Consider the following 18,122-nt stretch of genomic DNA (forward strand, 5'->3'; position numbering starts at 1 on the left):
TGCGTCAGACCGTTGACGCGACGTGAACACTTAAATCACACCCTATAATGATGAGCAATTTCAGCGGTTTTTAACAGGCCGATTCTGCCTGTAATTGTGTTGGGCGTATTAGAAAAAAATGTGATACAACAAACAACGCAACACGCAAACGATAACTTCACAATACAGACCGCAGGAAAGGGTCACTATAATGATTCCACAAATTTCTCAGGCACCCGGTGTTGTTCAACTGGTGCTCAATTTTTTGCAAGCGCTGGAGCAGCAAGGATTCACGGGCGATACGGCAACGAGCTATGCCGATCGTCTGACAATGTCGACGGATAACAGTATCTATCAGCTTCTTCCAGATGCCGTGGTTTTTCCGCGTTCGACGGCAGATGTGGCGCTTATCGCCCGCCTGGCGGCTGAACCTCTTTTTTCCTCGTTGATTTTTACCCCTCGTGGCGGCGGGACAGGAACAAACGGTCAGGCTCTGAATCAGGGCATCATCGTCGATATGTCCCGCTATATGAGCCGCATTATTGAAATTAATCCGCAAGAGGGGTGGGTGCGGGTGGAAGCCGGGGTGATAAAAGACCAGCTCAATCAGTATCTGAAACCCTACGGCTATTTCTTCGCACCAGAATTGTCCACCAGTAACCGGGCGACGCTTGGCGGGATGATCAACACCGATGCGTCCGGGCAAGGGTCGCTGGTTTACGGTAAGACCTCCGATCACGTACTGGGTGTACGTGCGGTGCTAATGGGCGGCGACATTCTTGATACCCAACCCATGCCGGTTGAACTTGCTGAAATGCTCGGCAACACGAATACCTCCATTGGTCGCATCTATAAGACGGTATACCAGCGCTGTCGCGAAAAGCGCCAGTTGATCATCGATAAATTCCCTAAGCTCAATCGCTTTTTAACCGGCTACGATCTGCGGCACGTTTTTAACGACGAGATGACCGAGTTTGATTTAACCCGCATCCTCACCGGCTCTGAAGGCACGCTGGCGTTTATCACCGAAGCCCGCCTGGATATCACGCCGTTGCCGAAAGTTCGACGCCTGGTAAACGTCAAATACGACTCTTTTGATTCGGCGCTGCGTAATGCGCCAGTGATGGTTGAAGCGCGTGCGTTGTCGGTGGAAACCGTCGACTCCAAAGTTCTTAATCTGGCGCGTGAAGACATTGTCTGGCACTCCGTTAGTGAACTGATTACCGATGTACCGAATAAAGAGATGCTGGGTCTGAACATCGTGGAGTTTGCGGGTGACGACGAAGCTTGGATTGATACGCAGGTTAGTGCCCTTTGCGAGCGCCTTGACGGGTTAATCGCCCGCCAGGAGGCCGGCGTGGTTGGCTGGCAGTTGTGTACCGAACTGGCAGGTGTTGAGCGTATTTACGCGATGCGAAAAAAAGCGGTTGGTCTGCTGGGTAATGCAAAAGGCTCCGCAAAACCGATTCCGTTTGCGGAGGATACCTGCGTACCGCCAGAACATTTGGCTGATTATATTGCCGAGTTCCGCGCATTACTCGACAGCCATGGCCTGAGCTATGGCATGTTTGGTCACGTGGATGCGGGTGTACTGCACGTCAGACCGGCGCTGGATATGTGTGATCCGCAGCAGGAAGTGCTGATGAAACGCATCTCTGATGATGTAGTGGCACTGACGGCAAAATACGGCGGTCTGTTGTGGGGTGAGCACGGAAAAGGGTTCCGGGCAGAATACAGCCCGGCGTTTTTCGGTGATGAACTGTATAGCGAACTGCGCCAAGTGAAGGCGGTGTTTGACCCGCAAAACCGTCTGAATCCTGGCAAAATCTGTCCACCAGAGGGCGTTGATGCCCCGATGATGAAAGTGGATGCGGTTAAACGCGGCACTTATGACCGCCAGATCCCGCTGGCCGTAAGGCAGGAATGGCGTGGAGCTATGGAGTGTAATGGCAACGGGTTATGTTTTAACTTTGATGCGAAAAGCCCAATGTGCCCGTCGATGAAAATCAGCCTCAACCGTATTCACTCGCCAAAAGGGCGGGCAACGCTGGTACGTGAATGGCTGCGTCTGCTGGCCGATCGCGGGATCGATCCTGTTAAGCTGGAAAAAGAGTTACCGGAGAAACGCGCCAGTTTGCGTACCCTGATTGCCCGAACCCGCAACAGCTGGCATGCGCGCAAGGGCGAGTATGATTTCTCACATGAAGTGAAAGAGGCGATGTCCGGGTGTCTGGCCTGCAAGGCATGTTCCACGCAGTGTCCGATTAAAATTGACGTACCGGAATTCCGCTCGCGCTTCCTGCAGTTGTACCACACGCGCTATCTGCGCCCGCTACGCGATCATATGGTGGCGACCGTCGAAAGCTATGCGCCGTTAATGGCGCGCGCTCCGAAAACATTTAACTTTTTCATCAACCAACCGCTGGTGCGCAATCTGGCTAAAAAGCATATCGGTATGGTGGATTTACCATTGCTGTCAGCTCCGTCGTTACAACGCCAACTGGTAGGACACCGTTCCGCCAACATGACGCTGGAGCAGCTTGAGGTATTGAGTCCGGAACAGAAGGCTCGCACGGTACTGGTGGTGCAGGATCCGTTTACCAGCTACTACGATGCGCAGGTGGTGGCGGATTTCATCCGCCTGGTGGAAAAACTAGGGTTACAGCCGGTACTGCTGCCGTTCTCGCCCAATGGCAAAGCGCAGCATATTAAGGGCTTTTTAAACCGTTTTGCTAAAACCGCGAAAAAGACATCCGAATTCCTTAATCGTGTGGCGAAGCTGAAAATCCCGATGGTTGGCGTCGATCCGGCGTTGGTACTGTGCTATCGCGACGAGTACAAACTGGCACTGGGCGAGCAGCGGGGTGATTTCCATGTACAGTTGGTTAACGAATGGCTGTCGACTGTTCTTGAATCGCAGCAACCGACTGCCCTCGGCGGTGAATCGTGGTACTTCTTTGGACATTGCACCGAAGTGACGGCTTTACCCGGCTCACCTGCACAGTGGGCGGCCATTTTTGCCCGATTTGGGGCAAAACTGGAAAATGTCAGCGTAGGTTGTTGTGGGATGGCGGGGACGTATGGTCACGAAGTGAAGAATCACCAGAACTCACTGGGGATCTATGAGCTATCATGGCACCAGGCAATGCAGCGATTGCCGCGTAACCGCTGTCTGGCCGCAGGATATTCTTGCCGCAGCCAGGTTAAACGCGTTGAAGGCACGGGCGTTCGCCATCCATTACAGGCACTGCTGGAGATTATAGGATGATCTGGAAACGTGAAGTCACACTCGAGGCCCTGAATGCCATGGGTGAGGGGAACATGGTTGGGTTGCTTGATATTCGTTTTGTGCACATCGGTGACGATACTCTGGAAGCGACAATGCCGGTGGATCATCGCACGAAACAACCATTTGGCCTGTTACATGGAGGAGCCTCCGTGGTGCTGGCTGAGAGTATTGGATCGGTCGCCGGATATCTTTGCACTCAGGGTGATCAAAAAGTGGTGGGACTGGAAGTGAACGCCAACCACATTCGTTCTGCGCGTGAAGGACGCGTCAGAGGCGTTTGTAGCGCTCTGCATACCGGTTCTCGTCACCAGGTCTGGCAAATCGAAATCTTCGATGAGCAGGGGAGATTGTGCTGCACTTCGCGTCTGACGACAGCGATACTGTGACGCATTTTGCTTTTGGTCATAATGTGTGCAGAGGAAGGTGCTATACTGTGCAGGTTTTGAACACAAGCGAGGATGATATGTCTACCCAATTAGACCCGGCCCTACTGGCAATAGAATTTTTACGTCGTGATAAAACCGATCTTTCACCGGCTCAGTATTTGAAAAGACTGAAACAACTGGAGCTGGAGTTTGCCGATTTACTGACGCTCTCTTCGACTGAACTGAAAGAAGAGATCTATTTTGCCTGGCGCCTGGGCGTTCATTGATTCCAGTATGCTAATCGTGATGAAACCCCGACACCTGTTCGGGGTTATTTTTTGCGTTAAATCTTGTTTACCACTTCATCTCACCTGTATTTACTTTCGCACTCAATTCCAGAGAGCTGGCATCCGCAAGGCCGGGCCAGGCGGCAGTCATCGTTTTAATCACGTAGTCTGAGCCTTTTTTAGCTCCAAGTGCCTGTTCAAACGACTGTAAGTAATCCTGGGTGAAGCGAATCGCTTTATCGCCCGCCGGCAGTTCGCCAATGTAATGGCCTGGAATGACCTGAGTTGGCTGCAAAGCCTGCATTTCACTGAGTACATTACGCCATTGCGCACGTTGTTCAGAGGACTGAGTATCCGCCGTCCAGACATGAATACCAGAAGCTACACCGGTTCCACCGAGGATTGCGCGATTGGCTGGGATCCAGACGTAAGCGGCATAATCATCAGGATGGCGGAGTTCCAGGGTTTCACCATCAACGGTAAAACGCGTTTGTGTTGTGGCTTGCGGTACGGTGAGAGACGCTGGCGCACCGTCTTTCATCTGGGGGCCCCAGAATTGCAGTTTGGCCTCTTTAGTGGCGCGAATATGATCCACCACGTGAGGCGTTGCCAGTATTTTTACGTCAGGGAACGCTTTTACAATCGGTTCAAGGCCAAAATAGAAATCCGGATCGCCGGAGGTAATTACGATAGCTTTGAGTTTTTTTCCGCTGGCGTGGATCATCTGCACCAGCTTTTCGCCATCTTTGGTGCTGAATTGCGCATCAAACAAAATGGCCTCTTTCGGACCAGACACCAGCGTTGAGGAGACAGGGAAAATAGCTTTTTCCTGCGGGTTGTAAACATCAAGCTGGAGTGGGGCAGCAAATACCGGGGAGGCGAACAGTGGCAACAGCAGGGCCAGGTTTTTAACTTTCATAATGGAATAACCTTTTGCAGATGAAATTGTCTTTTGCACGTCTCTTATTTTAAGGAAATTCGGATCTGTTAGAATTCCTCTATCAGGACATGCTGAGTTTCATAAAACGATCGGATGGGATGCGATGGACAGAGTCATGGCGGCAACAGTATTTAATCATATTTGTGATTTGGGCAGTCTGAGTGCCGCCGCGCGAGCGCTGGGTCTTTCCAGACCGATGGTCAGTCGCTATCTCGATGAGATGGAGAAATGGGCCGGTGCACGGTTGATCCACCGTTCATCTCGTCGGTTAACGATCACGCCTGCCGGTGAGGAGGCGTTGGTGAAAACCCGCTCGCTGGCGCAATTGTCGCTGGATATTGGTGCCGCCAGCGCGACCGAAGTTCCTTCCGGTACGTTACGGGTGGCCTGCGCACATTTCACCGCTATGCATATTCTTGCCCCGGTGCTGCCCGCTTTTCTGGCGCGTTATCCTGAACTCCGTATTGAGGTTGAAATTAATAATCAACCGGTTAGCCTTGTGGGGGAACGTATTGATGTGGCGATCCGTATCACGGACAACCCCGAGCCAGGAAGCATCGCCCGTCGGTTAGGAGACTGTGAGTCGGTGCTATGTGCCTCTGCTGATTATCTTCGTCTGCATGGTACTCCCCACACGGTTGCAGAACTCGCACAACATAATTGCCTCTACTACAGCGGATTTGCCGGAAAATCATGGCATTTTCAGAATGAGAACGCCGAGGTTGTCTCTGTGGCAATAAAAGGGAATTTGAGCGCGGGTATCTCTTCGCTTTTATGCGAGTCGGCGCAGGCGGGAATGGGGATCGCGCTGGTACCAGAGCAGGAGGCGAGAGAAGGCCTGGCGCAGGGACAATTGGTGCGACTACTGCCACAGTTGCAGCCGAGACGCTTGCCGATTTACGGATTATACCTTTCGCGTGAGCATCAGCCAGCAGGGCTGCGTCTGTTGCTGGATGCCCTCAATCAGACACAAAATTAAAAATGTGAAGTGAGCCAGATTATAAAACAGGCGAATCGCAGTTTGTGTTAAAAATGGCTCACCGGGATATGAGACTATTCCTAACGCCCCTTCAAGAGCTAAGCCATCGTGAGTGCCGGAGATAAGCGCCGGATGGGGCCGGAACCCTTAAGCCTGCTAACCAGCAGCCTTAAGGGTTTTTTATTACCTGTGTTTACCCGCATCCAATTCTTCTCCTATTCCTTAAATAGACATTATCTATACATCTTTTCGTGTTTGACCTGCCTGAACGATTTGGTTTTCATAATCTATTATTTATCAATGCATTGAACAAAATAATCCATCTCTGTGAACCCTCGCCGCAGGGTCTATGCTTAATAAAAGTAGCCAAAAAGGGCGGTTAACCCGAATGCCCCTGCTGTTGAGGGGTTGAAGTGATAATCATTATCACTAACATGATGTTATAGCTTGAAGGCTAATTACTCGAGGTAACCCTATGGAATTGCATTCAGGAACATTTGATCCGGACGACTTTTCATGGCGTGGATTGTCGTTAACGCCCGCTGCTGCGGCACATATTCGCGAGCTGGTGGCAAAACAGCCCGATATGTTGGGCGTCCGATTAGGCGTGAAGCAAACGGGATGTGCGGGATTCGGCTATGTGCTGGGCACCGTCAGTCAACCGGATAAAGACGACCTGCTATTTGAAACGGATGGCGCCAGACTCTACGTAGCGTTACAGGCGATGCCGTTTATCGACGGAACTGAAGTCGATTTTGTTCGTGAAGGATTAAATCAGTTATTTAAATTTCATAACCCGAAAGCACAGAACGAATGCGGCTGTGGCGAAAGTTTTGGGGTATAGGCGGTACTATGTCTCGTAACACTGAAGCAACTGACGATGTCAACACCTGGTCTGGCGGACACCTCAATTACAAAGAGGGGTTCTTCACCCAACTAAAAACCGATGAACTCGCGAAAGGAATCAACGAAGAGGTGGTTCGCGCGATTTCCGCGAAGCGCAACGAGCCTGAGTGGATGCTCGAATTTCGTCTTAACGCGTTCCGAGCGTGGCTGACGATGGAAGAGCCGCACTGGCTAAAAGCGCATTACGAAAAACTGAATTATCAGGATTACAGCTATTACTCTGCACCTTCTTGCGGTAATTGTGATGAAACCTGCGCGTCGGAGCCGGGAGCGGTGCAACAGACGGGCGCGAATGCGTTTTTAAGCAAAGAAGTTGAGGACGCGTTTGAACAGCTTGGTGTGCCGGTCCGCGAAGGTAAAGAAGTGGCGGTAGATGCCATTTTTGACTCGGTATCGGTTGCTACGACCTACCGCGACAAGCTGGCAGAGCAGGGTATTATTTTCTGTTCGTTCGGTGAGGCCATTCACGATCACCCGGATCTAGTGAGGCAGTATCTCGGTACTGTCGTTCCGGGTAATGACAATTTCTTTGCCGCGTTAAATGCGGCGGTAGCTTCAGACGGTACGTTCATTTATGTGCCGAAAGGCGTGCGCTGTCCGATGGAGCTTTCCACGTATTTCCGTATTAATGCGGAAAAAACCGGGCAGTTTGAACGCACGATTCTGGTGGCGGATGAGGGCAGTTACGTCAGCTATATCGAAGGTTGTTCGGCACCAGTGCGTGACAGCTACCAACTGCATGCGGCGGTGGTGGAAGTTATCATCCATAAAGATGCTGAAGTGAAGTACTCGACGGTACAAAACTGGTTCCCCGGAGATGGAAATACAGGCGGCATCCTGAACTTCGTCACCAAACGTGCGCTGTGTGAAGGTGAGAACAGCAAGATGTCCTGGACGCAGTCGGAAACCGGCTCGGCTATCACCTGGAAATACCCGAGCTGTATTTTGCGCGGTGACAATTCTATCGGTGAGTTCTATTCCGTCGCGCTGACCAGTGGGTATCAGCAGGCTGATACCGGCACCAAAATGATCCACATTGGCAAGAACACCAAATCAACCATCATATCGAAGGGAATTTCCGCCGGGCACAGCCAGAACAGCTATCGTGGTCTGGTGAAAATCATGCCGACCGCCACCAACGCCCGTAACTACACCCAATGTGACTCCATGCTGATTGGTGCGGACTGCGGGGCGCACACCTTCCCGTATGTCGAGTGTCGTAACAACAGCGCCCAGCTTGAACACGAAGCTACAACCTCACGCATCGGTGAAGATCAGCTGTTCTATTGCCTGCAGCGCGGTATCAGCGAAGAAGATGCCATCTCAATGATCGTCAACGGTTTTTGTAAAGACGTGTTCTCTGAACTGCCGCTGGAATTTGCTGTGGAAGCGCAAAAACTTCTCGCCATTAGTCTTGAACACAGCGTCGGCTAAAATTTAAGGAAAGCACATGTTAAGTATTAAAGATTTACAGGTCAGTGTGGAAGATAAGGCGATTCTGCGTGGGCTTAGCCTTGAGATTCGCCCCGGCGAAGTGCACGCCATTATGGGACCAAACGGTTCAGGGAAAAGTACGCTGTCTGCGACGCTCGCCGGGCGTGAAGATTATGAAGTGACCGGTGGTACGGTTGAATTCAACGGAAAGGATTTGCTGGAACTGTCGCCTGAAGACCGCGCCGGAGAAGGCATATTTATGGCGTTTCAGTATCCGGTGGAAATCCCGGGCGTCAGCAATCAGTTTTTCCTGCAAACGGCACTTAATGCGGTGCGTAGCTACCGCGGGGAAGAGGTTCTGGACCGCTTCGACTTCCAGGATTTGATGGAAGAAAAAATTGAGTTGTTAAAGATGCCGGAAGATTTGCTCACCCGTTCGGTGAACGTGGGCTTCTCTGGCGGTGAGAAAAAGCGTAACGATATTCTGCAAATGGCGGTACTGGAGCCGGAGCTGTGCATTCTCGATGAGTCCGACTCCGGGCTGGATATTGACGCGTTGAAGATTGTCGCGGATGGCGTGAACTCGCTACGCGACGGCAAGCGGTCGTTCATTATCGTCACCCACTATCAGCGCATCCTGGACTATATCAAACCCGATTACGTTCACGTTCTCTACCAGGGGCGAATTGTGAAGTCCGGTGATTTCACACTGGTCAAACAGCTGGAGGAGCAAGGATATGGCTGGCTTAGTGAACAGCAGTAATGTGCTACAACAGTGGCACCATCTGTTTGAGGCGCAGGGCGAAAATCGTTCGCAACACGCGCAACAGCACCTGCAACAGATGCTGCGTCTGGGGCTGCCTACGCGCAAACATGAGGACTGGAAATATACCCCGCTGGAAGGATTAACCACCGGACAGTTTGTCAGTCGTTTTTCAGAAATTAGTTCGACACAGTGCGAGGCGCTGTCGACAGGTATTGATGCCATCCGTCTGGTTTTTGTCGATGGGCAGTTTTGCCCGACGTTCAGCGACAGCGTGGACGGTAGCGGTTTCGACGTGAGTATTGACGACACACGCCTGGGGCTACCGGCGCCGATTCAGCCTGAAGTGTTTCTGCATCTGACTGAAAGCCTGTCTCGTAGCGTGACACACATTCACGTCAAGCGTAATCAGCGCCCGACGAAACCGCTATTACTCATGCACATTACCCAGGGACTGGCGGGAGATGAGATCAATACAGCGCATTATCGTCACCATCTTGAACTGGCGGAAGGCGCGGAAGCCACTGTCGTTGAACATTACGTCAGCCTCAACGATGCGCGTCATTTTACGGGCGCACGCTTAACAATGAACGTGGCGGCAAACGCCCATTTGCATCACATCAAGCTGGCGTTTGAAAACCCGGTCAGTCATCACTTCGCTCATAACGACATGCAGTTAGGGGCGGATGCGACGGCCATAAGCTACAGCTTTTTGCTCGGCGATGCGGTATTGCGTCACAACACCAGCACTCAACTGAACGGCGAAAATACCACGCTGCGGATTAACAGTCTGGCGATGCCGGTAAAAAATGAAGTCTGCGATACCCGTACGTGGCTGGAGCATAACAAGGGCTATTGCAATAGTCGTCAGCTACATAAGACGATCGTCAGCGATAAAGGTCGGGCAGTGTTCAATGGCCTGATCAATGTGGCGCAGCATGCCATCAAAACCGACGGGCAAATGACCAACAATAATTTGCTGCTTGGTAAACTGGCGGAAGTGGACACCAAGCCGCAACTGGAAATATACGCTGATGACGTGAAATGTAGTCATGGTGCGACGGTAGGGCGGATCGACGATGAACAGATGTTCTATCTCCGATCCCGCGGGATCGGCCAGCAGGATGCTCAACAGATGATTCTCTATGCGTTTGCCGCTGAGCTAACAGAAGCCCTGCGCGATGAAACGCTGAAACAACAGGTTCTGGCGCGGATCGCTCAACGCCTGCCGGGAGGCGTAGCATGACATTTCCGATTGAAAAAGTGCGGGCTGACTTTCCTGTCCTGACGCGTGAAGTGAACGGTTTGCCGTTGGCCTACCTGGACAGCGCCGCCAGTGCACAAAAGCCGAATCAGGTGATTGATGCCGAGGCTGAGTTTTACCGCCATAGTTATGCTGCCGTCCACCGGGGTATTCATACGCTCAGCGCCCAGGCCACGGAGAAAATGGAGAATGTGCGTAAGCTGGCTTCTCTGTTTATTAACGCCCGTTCAGCCGAAGAACTGGTGTTTGTGCGTGGTACGACGGAGGGTATTAACCTGGTAGCCAACAGTTGGGGCAGTAGCAATGTGCGGGCAGGTGATAACATTATCATTAGCGAGATGGAGCACCATGCCAACATTGTTCCGTGGCAGATGTTGTGCGCCCGCGTAGGCGCAGAGCTGCGCATTATTCCTCTCAATACTGATGGCACGTTGCAACTGGATCTGCTGCCGACGCTGTTCGATGACCGCAGCAAACTGCTGGCTATTACCCATGTATCAAACGTGCTGGGGACAGAAAACCCGTTGTCGGAGATGATTGCGCTGGCGCATGAGCACGGCGCGAAAGTGCTGGTGGATGGCGCGCAGGCTGTGATGCACCACAAAGTGGATGTACAGGCGCTGGATTGCGACTTTTATGTCTTTTCCGGGCATAAACTTTACGGCCCAACCGGCATCGGCGTGCTGTATGCCAGGGAATCTCTGCTGCAAGAGATGCCGCCGTGGGAAGGCGGGGGATCGATGATAGCGACAGTTAGCCTGACCCAGGGGACGACATGGGCTAAAGCCCCCTGGCGCTTTGAGGCTGGAACACCTAACACCGGGGGGATTATCGGTCTGGGAGCCGCTATCGAGTATGTCAGTGCGTTAGGGCTCGAGGAAATCAGCGAGTATGAGCAGTTCATGATGAGCTATGCGCTTGAGCAACTGGCGAGCGTCCCGGACCTGATCCTCTATGGACCTAAAGACCGACTGGGCGTCATTGCGTTTAATCTTGGTAAGCATCACGCGTACGACGTCGGCAGTTTTCTTGATAACTACGGGATTGCCGTGCGGACGGGACATCACTGCGCCATGCCGTTGATGGCGTACTATAACGTTCCCGCAATGTGTCGGGCTTCGATTGCCATGTACAACACCCATGAAGAAGTGGACCGTCTGGTGACGGGACTGAAACGTATTCATCACTTACTGGGTTAATAGAGAGGCGTTATGGCTGCGCTACCGGATAAAGAAAAATTGTTGCGTAATTTTCTGCGTTGCGCTAATTGGGAAGAGAAGTACCTGTATATTATTGAATTGGGTCAGCGTTTGCCGGAATTAAATACCGACGATCGCTGTCCGGAAAACAGCATTCAGGGATGCCAGAGTCAGGTATGGATAGTAATGCGTCAGAATGCTGACGGTATTATTGAATTACAGGGCGACAGTGATGCGGCAATTGTGAAAGGGCTAATCGCCGTGGTATTCATTTTGTATAACCGGATGACAGCCCAGGATATTGTGAATTTTGACGTGCGTCCGTGGTTTGAAAAAATGGCGCTCGCACAGCATCTCACACCGTCTCGTTCACAGGGGCTTGAAGCGATGATTCGCGCTATTCGCACGAAAGCTGCAACTCTTAGCTAAACTGATAAAACATATCATCCTTCAGGTTGACCCGGATGATTATGTACAGAGCAACGCAGTGACTCGTAGGCCGGATAAGGTATTCACCAGTATCCGGCAATAACGCCAGGGGGGTGAGTGAGTATGAAACGCGCGTCTATTATTACTCTAATGCTGATCGGCGCTTACAGCGCTATACAGGCCGCCTGGGCGGTCGATTATCCTTTGCCCCAGGCAAACAGCCGTCTTGTTGGGCAGAATCAAACCTATACCGTACAGGAGAGCGATACGAACTTACAGGCAATAGCCCGTCGGTTCGACACCGCGGCGATGCTGATCCTCGAAGCCAATAACACCATCGCTCCCGTACCGAAACCCGGAACCCTGATTACTATTCCTTCGCAACTGCTGTTACCGGATGCCCCGCGTGAAGGCATTATTGTAAATCTGGCGGAACTGCGTCTCTATTACTTCCCGCCGGGAGAAAATATTGTTCAGGTTTTCCCGATTGGCATCGGTCTGCAGGGGCTGGAAACTCCGGTGATGGAAACCCGGGTCGGGCAAAAAATACCTAATCCCACCTGGACACCTACACCAGGCATTCGTAAGCGTTCTCTTGAGCGTGGTATTACGTTGCCTCCTGTGGTGCCCGCTGGGCCAAATAACCCGCTAGGACGCTTTGCACTGCGTCTGGCGCATGGAAACGGTGAATACCTTATTCACGGAACCAGCGCACCTGACAGCGTTGGCCTGCGCGTGAGCTCCGGATGTATCCGCATGAATGCGCCGGACATCAAAGCCCTGTTTGCTCAGGTCAGAACGGGAACACCGGTCAGAGTGATTAATGAGCCGATAAAATATTCTGTTGAACCAAACGGTATGCGGTACGTGGAAGTGCATCGTCCATTATCGCCGGAAGAAGAACAGAACGTTCAGACCATGCCGTATGTGCTGCCGGCTGGTTTTACTCAGTTCAAGGAAAGTAATACAGTAGATCATAGTCTGGTGGAACGCGCGCTTTATCGACGTGCGGGATATCCGGTCACCGTAACGGCCGGACAGACGCAAGAGACCACCAACGGGGTGGAAGTTAAATCTGCGCAGAATGGAATGCCTGGCGCGGGAGAGGAAATGCGCACAATGCAGTAACAGGGAAGCGTAAATTAAAGGCAAAAAAAATGGCGCACAATGTGCGCCATTTTTATTACACAGATACTATTACTTACGGTATTTAGTAGCTGCGTTGTCCAGACGCTGGTTAGCGCGAGCTGCGTCATCTTTAGCAGCCTGAACGTCGGAACGCATTGCGTTCACGTCGTTGCTCAGCTGGTCAACTTTAGCGTTCAGAGTCTGAACGTCAGAAGACAGCTGATCGATTTTAGCGTTGCTGGAGCAACCTGCCAGCAGAGTAGAACCCAGGATTACCGCGCCCAGTACCAGTTTAGTACGATTCATTATTAATACCCTCTAGATTGAGTTAATCTCCATGTAGCGTTACAAGTATTACACAAAGTTTTTTATGTTGAGAATATTTTTTTGATGGGAATGCACTTATTTTTGATCGTTCGCTCAAAGAAGCATCGAATTGTGCAAAAACGGCTAAAAAACCGTGTGAAAACAGAAAGCTTCCATCGGATTCATCTTAGATAATCTCTAATTAGATAGTGAAATCCGATTTGATTTTTTATTAATCATGACTATTGATAAAATAAAAAAAGCGCCACCAAGGCGCTTTTTTAGCAAATTAATTCACGTCGGAATTATTACAGCACGTGAACAGATGCAGTATTGGTCGTGCCGCTTGGTACCAGCGCGCCGGAAACCATCACCACAACGTCGCCTTTCTGTGCCAGACCGCTTTCCAGTGCAACTTCTTTACCCAGACGGTAGAAATCATCGGTAGAGCTGATTTCTTTCACTACCTGCGCAACTACGCCTTTGCTCAGCACCAGTTGACGGGCAGTAGTTTCGTTGGTGGTCAGCGCCAGGATGGTGGCATCCGGGAAGTATTTACGTACTGCGCGTGCAGATTTACCGCCCTGGGTAGCCACTACGATCAGCGGAGCATCCAGTTTTTCAGCAGTTTCAACTGCGCCACGGCAAACGGCTTCAGTAATGCGCAGTTTGCGGCTGTCGTTGTTGAAGTCCAGACGGCTGGTCATTACGCGGTCGGTACGTTCACAGATGGTAGCCATGATGGTCACAGCTTCCAGCGGGTACTTACCTTTAGCGGATTCACCGGACAGCATTACTGCATCGGTACCGTCGAGGATGGCGTTCGCTACGTCGCCAGCTTCAGCACGGGTCGGACGTGGGTTTTTGATCATGGAGTCCAGCATCTGGGTCGCAGTGATAACGACTTTGCGCGCGCGGATACATTTTTCGATGATCATTTTCTGTGCGAAGATAACTTCTTCTACAGGGATCTCAACGCCCATGTCGCCACGAGCAACCATGATACCGTCAGATGCTTCGAGGATTTCGTCGAAGTTGTTCAGACCTTCCTGGTTTTCGATTTTGGAGATGATCTGGATGTTTTCGCCGCCGTGCGCTTTCAGGTGCTCACGGATTTCGATAACGTCAGAACGTTTACGGATGAAGGACGCTGCAACGAAGTCAACGCCTTGCTCGCAACCAAAGATCAGGTCTTGTTTATCTTTTTCAGCCAGTGCTGGCAGTGCGATGGAAACGCCCGGCAGGTTAACGCCTTTGTTTTCGCCCAGATCACCGTTGTTCAGCACTTTACAAATAACTTTGTTACCTTCGATAGCGGTAACTTCCATGCCGATCAGACCGTCGTCAACCAGCACAGTGTTGCCTACGGACAGGTCTTTGGTGAAGCCTTCGTAGGTAACAGCAACGATTTCGTTATTACCAACAACAGATTTGTCGGTAGTAAAAGTGAAGGTCTGGCCCGCTTTCAGAGAAACGTCATTGCCGCCTTCCAGTTTAATGGTACGGATTTCCGGACCTTTAGTGTCGAGCAGGATGGCTGCTTTTTTGCCAGTTTTGCTCATCACGTTGCGCAAATTCTTGATGCGCTGACCATGTTCTTCGTAGTCACCGTGGGAGAAGTTCAGACGCATGACGTTCATGCCCGCGTCCAGCATTTTGGTTAACATCTCTTCGGATTCGGTTTTCGGACCGATGGTGCAAACAATTTTCGTCTTTTTCATGACAGTCTTAGTCTTTAAGTTGAGAAGGATATGGAAATCTGGCTTCCGTCGCGCACGGCCGGGAAGCTAAACCTGAGTTGCGAAAGTTGTGATGCCTCGCTCTAAGGATAGGTGACATCAATAAAGCGTGCAGAGGAATGTGTGCTTGCGTTTCAGCCCAACGGGAAGGTGAGTTTTGTAGTCGTTGAGTATTACAGGTCAATGTGCTGAAACCATTCAAGAGACAATTGGCGCGCATTATACGCTGAAAATTATCAAAAAGGAAAATGGAAACAGCGTTTCAAAAGAGTTCTGTGCAGTTTCACAAAAAATATTCACGCATTTGTTCATCGGTATGGATAAAGAGGTTGCCCACGGGCGTGGTTTGTTGCGCAACAAGCTACATTTGTCGTCTGAAATGGCTGTTTTCTGTACATGGTAATGTGATTTTTGCATATTTCTAAAAGTTATATCAAATTCGTTTTAATTCATTTTAAAAGCTAACTTCACTGATTACACTCGTTTGGACATCCATACTGCTAAACAGCTAAAGGCACTAGCAGGATAACGATAAGCAGCAGCGGATACCAAACGACATGATTGTCCTGAAAAATATTTCAAAAGTGTTTACGCCAGGCAGGCTTTCCATTACCGCTGTCGATGACGTCAATCTGACGGTTGAACAGGGACAGATTTACGGAATTATTGGCTACAGTGGTGCCGGTAAGAGCACCCTGATACGCCTGCTTAATGGACTCGAAAAACCGACATCCGGCAGTGTGATTATTAATGGTCATGACATCTCAGCAGCAAGCGGAGAATCTCTGCGTCAGGCGCGACTGAAGATCAGCATGGTTTTTCAGCATTTCAATTTACTGTGGTCGCGAACCGTTTTCGAAAACATTGCGTTCTCGATGCAAATTGCCGGCGCTCCGAAAGCGAAAATTAAAGCACGGGTTGCCGAACTGATTACGCTGGTTGGGCTGAGTGGCCGTGAAAATGCTTATCCGTCGCAGCTCAGCGGTGGTCAAAAGCAGCGCGTTGGGATTGCACGGGCGCTTGCGAACAATCCGGACGTGCTGCTGTGTGACGAAGCCACATCGGCGCTGGATCCGCAAACCACCGATCAGATTTTAGATCTACTGCTCGATATTAACCGCCGCTTCAAATTAACGATTGTGCTGATTACTCATGAAATGCATGTGGTGCGCAAAATCTGCGATCGCGTGGCAGTGATGGAGAACGGCAGAGTTGTTGAAGAGGGCGATGTACTTAGCGTCTTCACCCATCCGCAGCAGCCGATTACACGCCAGTTTGTCCGTCAGGTAAGTCAGTATGCTGAGGAGGATGAGTTTAACCCACAGCTGGCAAGCGAACTTGGCGGGGTAGTAATCAAATTAACCTTTACCGGAAACCGCACACACCGGCCTGTTGTTGGGGAACTGACTCTGCGTTACGGCCTGCCATTTAACATTTTGCACGGCAAGATGACGCAAACCGCCCACGGCACATTTGGTCAGCTATGGGTGCACGTTGTGGCCACCGAAGAACAGCTCAGCAATATTCTGGCCGATCTGCGCCACAGCGACATCGACGCGGAGGTAATTCAACATGGTTGAAAATCTGTTTCCCCATCTGAAATGGGACCAACTGTTTGCCGCGACCCAGGAAACGCTCTACATGACCGCGCTGTCCGGCGTGGCGACATTTGTGCTGGGGATTGCGCTTGGACTGGCGCTATTTCTGACGGCTCGTGGAGGTCTATTTCCGAACCGTGCGGTGTACAGCGCCATTTCACTGGTGGTGAATATCTTCCGCTCGATCCCGTTCATCATTCTGATCGTGCTGTTGATCCCGTTTACCAAAGCGATGGTTGGCACCATTCTCGGGGCCAATGCCGCGTTACCTGCACTAATTGTTGGCGCTGCGCCGTTTTATGCACGCCTGGTCGAAATCGCTCTACGTGAAGTGGACAAGGGTGTCATTGAAGCGACCCGCTCGATGGGCGCGCGTCTGAGTACGCTTATTTTTCGGGTTTTACTGCCTGAATCATCACCGGCTCTGGTGTCCGGGATCACCGTGACGCTGATTGCGTTGGTTAGTTACAGCGCGATGGCTGGTGTGATTGGTGCAGGTGGTTTAGGGAATTTGGCTTATCTGGAAGGATTCCAGCGCAACCACAGCGACGTCACGCTGGTGGCGACGGTGACCATACTTGTCATCGTCTTCATTATCCAGCTTTGCGGCGATGTGATCACCTCTCTGTTAGATAAACGCTAATAAAATACGGAAACCATAATCATGAAAAAATCACTGACATTACTCGCTGCAGCAACCCTTAGCGCCCTGAGCTTTGCCTCGTGGGCAGATACCCTGACCGTTGGCGCGTCTAACGTGCCGCATGCTGAAATTCTTGAGCAGGCGAAGCCTATTCTGGCGAAGCAGGGGATCGAACTGGAGATTAAACCGTTCCAGGATTACATTTTGCCGAACACCGCGCTTGCAGGCCGTGAGATTGATGCTAACTACTTCCAGCATATTCCGTATCTGAATAGCGTATTGAAGGATCATGCAGGCGATAAAACTTATGATTTCGTCAGCGCCGGAGCGATTCACATTGAGCCAATCGGTATTTACTCCAAAAAGGTGAAATCGCTCAAGGACCTGCCGGAAGGTGGCAAGGTCATCATGCGTGACGCAGTTTCTGAAGAAGGTCGTATTCTGTCGATTTTCGAAAAAGAGGGCGTGATTAAACTTAAGCCCGGGGTGGATAAAGTCACTGCACGCATCAGCGACATTGTTGATAATCCGAAAAAGCTGAAGTTCCTGCCTAACGTGGAAGCGGCACTGTTACCGCAGATGTATAACAATGACGAGGGCGACGCGGTCGTTATTAACGCTAACTACGCTATCGACGCCGGCCTGGATCCGGTTAAAGATCCGATTGCCGTTGAAAGCGGTGAAAATAACCCGTATGCCAACATTATTACCGTACATCGTGGCGATGAGAAGAAGAAGGATATTGTGGCACTGGTAGATGCGCTGCATTCTAAAGAGATCCAGGACTGGATCCGCACCAAATATAAAGGTGCGGTGATCCCGGTAAATAACTAATCCAGACTGCGCCGGATGGTATAGCCACCATCCGGCACAC

Annotated in this window: 19 protein-coding genes; 15 read left to right on the plus strand and 4 right to left on the minus strand. The window is 51.0% G+C overall.

Annotated elements, in window-relative coordinates:
- Nucleotides 1–190 precede the first annotated feature (190 nt).
- The 3 genes from ydiJ to AACS05_RS10025 all read left to right on the plus strand — a co-directional run bounded on the left by ydiJ (nt 191) and on the right by AACS05_RS10025 (nt 3,920).
- Nucleotides 191–3,247: a D-2-hydroxyglutarate dehydrogenase YdiJ gene (gene ydiJ / locus AACS05_RS10015; RefSeq protein ID WP_045442197.1), complete on the plus strand. Its 3,057-nt coding sequence runs from the start codon at nt 191–193 to the stop codon at nt 3,245–3,247.
- Complete coding sequence (menI, locus tag AACS05_RS10020; RefSeq protein WP_045442199.1) at nt 3,244–3,654, plus strand: 1,4-dihydroxy-2-naphthoyl-CoA hydrolase; 411 nt, start codon at nt 3,244–3,246, stop codon at nt 3,652–3,654. The genes ydiJ and menI overlap by 4 nt, the downstream gene beginning before the upstream one ends.
- Nucleotides 3,655–3,731: 77 nt before the next feature.
- The gene (locus AACS05_RS10025; RefSeq protein WP_045449579.1) at nt 3,732–3,920 is read left to right on the plus strand and encodes a YdiH family protein; all 189 of its coding nucleotides are present in this window, start codon (nt 3,732–3,734) and stop codon (nt 3,918–3,920) included.
- A 67-nt stretch (nt 3,921–3,987) separates the two neighbouring features.
- Here the strand turns inward: AACS05_RS10025 and AACS05_RS10030 are convergent, their stop codons facing one another.
- A complete protein-coding gene (locus AACS05_RS10030) occupies nt 3,988–4,839 on the minus strand; it encodes a Vmh family MBL fold metallo-hydrolase (protein ID WP_045442202.1) in 852 nt (283 codons plus the stop codon).
- Nucleotides 4,840–4,963: 124 nt separating this feature from the next.
- Here AACS05_RS10030 and AACS05_RS10035 point away from each other — a divergent pair, with 124 nt between their 5' ends.
- From AACS05_RS10035 to ldtE, 8 genes are all read left to right on the plus strand, one after another.
- Nucleotides 4,964–5,839 carry a LysR family transcriptional regulator gene (locus AACS05_RS10035; RefSeq protein WP_045442205.1) on the plus strand — a complete coding sequence of 292 codons (876 nt, stop codon included), beginning with the start codon at nt 4,964–4,966 and terminating at the stop codon, nt 5,837–5,839.
- A 475-nt stretch (nt 5,840–6,314) separates the two neighbouring features.
- Nucleotides 6,315–6,683, plus strand: coding sequence for a Fe-S cluster assembly scaffold SufA (sufA, locus tag AACS05_RS10040; RefSeq protein WP_045442207.1), 369 nt, complete (start codon nt 6,315–6,317; stop codon nt 6,681–6,683).
- An 8-nt stretch (nt 6,684–6,691) separates the two neighbouring features.
- On the plus strand, nt 6,692–8,179 hold the full coding sequence (sufB, locus tag AACS05_RS10045; RefSeq protein ID WP_045442211.1) for a Fe-S cluster assembly protein SufB: 1,488 nt from the start codon (nt 6,692–6,694) through the stop codon (nt 8,177–8,179).
- A 16-nt stretch (nt 8,180–8,195) separates the two neighbouring features.
- Nucleotides 8,196–8,942, plus strand: a complete 747-nt coding sequence (gene sufC / locus AACS05_RS10050) for a Fe-S cluster assembly ATPase SufC (protein ID WP_045442214.1) — start codon at nt 8,196–8,198, stop codon at nt 8,940–8,942.
- On the plus strand, nt 8,917–10,188 hold the full coding sequence (gene sufD / locus AACS05_RS10055; protein ID WP_045442217.1) for a Fe-S cluster assembly protein SufD: 1,272 nt from the start codon (nt 8,917–8,919) through the stop codon (nt 10,186–10,188). The genes sufC and sufD overlap by 26 nt, the downstream gene beginning before the upstream one ends.
- Nucleotides 10,185–11,405 (plus strand): cysteine desulfurase SufS, encoded by a 1,221-nt coding sequence (sufS, locus tag AACS05_RS10060; RefSeq protein WP_045442219.1) that lies wholly within the window; start codon nt 10,185–10,187, stop codon nt 11,403–11,405. Before sufD ends, sufS begins: the two co-directional genes overlap by 4 nt.
- A 12-nt stretch (nt 11,406–11,417) precedes the next feature.
- Nucleotides 11,418–11,834, plus strand: a complete 417-nt coding sequence (gene sufE / locus AACS05_RS10065; protein WP_045442222.1) for a cysteine desulfuration protein SufE — start codon at nt 11,418–11,420, stop codon at nt 11,832–11,834.
- A gap of 123 nt (nt 11,835–11,957) precedes the next feature.
- Nucleotides 11,958–12,962, plus strand: a complete 1,005-nt coding sequence (gene ldtE / locus AACS05_RS10070) for a L,D-transpeptidase LdtE (protein ID WP_045442225.1) — start codon at nt 11,958–11,960, stop codon at nt 12,960–12,962.
- A gap of 69 nt (nt 12,963–13,031) precedes the next feature.
- Here ldtE and lpp read toward each other — a convergent pair whose 3' ends face one another.
- From lpp to ynhH, 3 genes are all read right to left on the minus strand, one after another.
- On the minus strand, nt 13,032–13,268 hold the full coding sequence (gene lpp / locus AACS05_RS10075; RefSeq protein ID WP_003029373.1) for a murein lipoprotein Lpp: 237 nt from the start codon (nt 13,266–13,268) through the stop codon (nt 13,032–13,034).
- Nucleotides 13,269–13,576: 308 nt separating this feature from the next.
- Nucleotides 13,577–14,989, minus strand: coding sequence for a pyruvate kinase PykF (gene pykF / locus AACS05_RS10080; RefSeq protein ID WP_045442228.1), 1,413 nt, complete (start codon nt 14,987–14,989; stop codon nt 13,577–13,579).
- 7 nt (nt 14,990–14,996) lie between these two features.
- Nucleotides 14,997–15,227, minus strand: coding sequence for a protein YnhH (ynhH, locus tag AACS05_RS24950; RefSeq protein ID WP_420808585.1), 231 nt, complete (start codon nt 15,225–15,227; stop codon nt 14,997–14,999).
- Here ynhH and AACS05_RS10085 point away from each other — a divergent pair.
- From AACS05_RS10085 to AACS05_RS10100, 4 genes are all read left to right on the plus strand, one after another.
- Nucleotides 15,174–15,410 carry a hypothetical protein gene (locus tag AACS05_RS10085; RefSeq protein WP_045442231.1) on the plus strand — a complete coding sequence of 79 codons (237 nt, stop codon included), beginning with the start codon at nt 15,174–15,176 and terminating at the stop codon, nt 15,408–15,410. The two genes, ynhH and AACS05_RS10085, sit on opposite strands and share 54 nt — an antisense overlap.
- Nucleotides 15,411–15,564: 154 nt before the next feature.
- Nucleotides 15,565–16,587 (plus strand): methionine ABC transporter ATP-binding protein, encoded by a 1,023-nt coding sequence (locus AACS05_RS10090; RefSeq protein ID WP_045442234.1) that lies wholly within the window; start codon nt 15,565–15,567, stop codon nt 16,585–16,587.
- Nucleotides 16,580–17,248 (plus strand): methionine ABC transporter permease, encoded by a 669-nt coding sequence (locus AACS05_RS10095; protein ID WP_045442237.1) that lies wholly within the window; start codon nt 16,580–16,582, stop codon nt 17,246–17,248. Before AACS05_RS10090 ends, AACS05_RS10095 begins: the two co-directional genes overlap by 8 nt.
- A gap of 21 nt (nt 17,249–17,269) precedes the next feature.
- A complete protein-coding gene (locus tag AACS05_RS10100; protein WP_045442239.1) occupies nt 17,270–18,082 on the plus strand; it encodes a MetQ/NlpA family ABC transporter substrate-binding protein in 813 nt (270 codons plus the stop codon).
- Nucleotides 18,083–18,122: the final 40 nt, after the last annotated feature.

The organism is Citrobacter sp. S-77 (assembly GCF_963864895.1).
Classification (GTDB): Bacteria; Pseudomonadota; Gammaproteobacteria; order Enterobacterales; family Enterobacteriaceae; genus Citrobacter; species Citrobacter murliniae.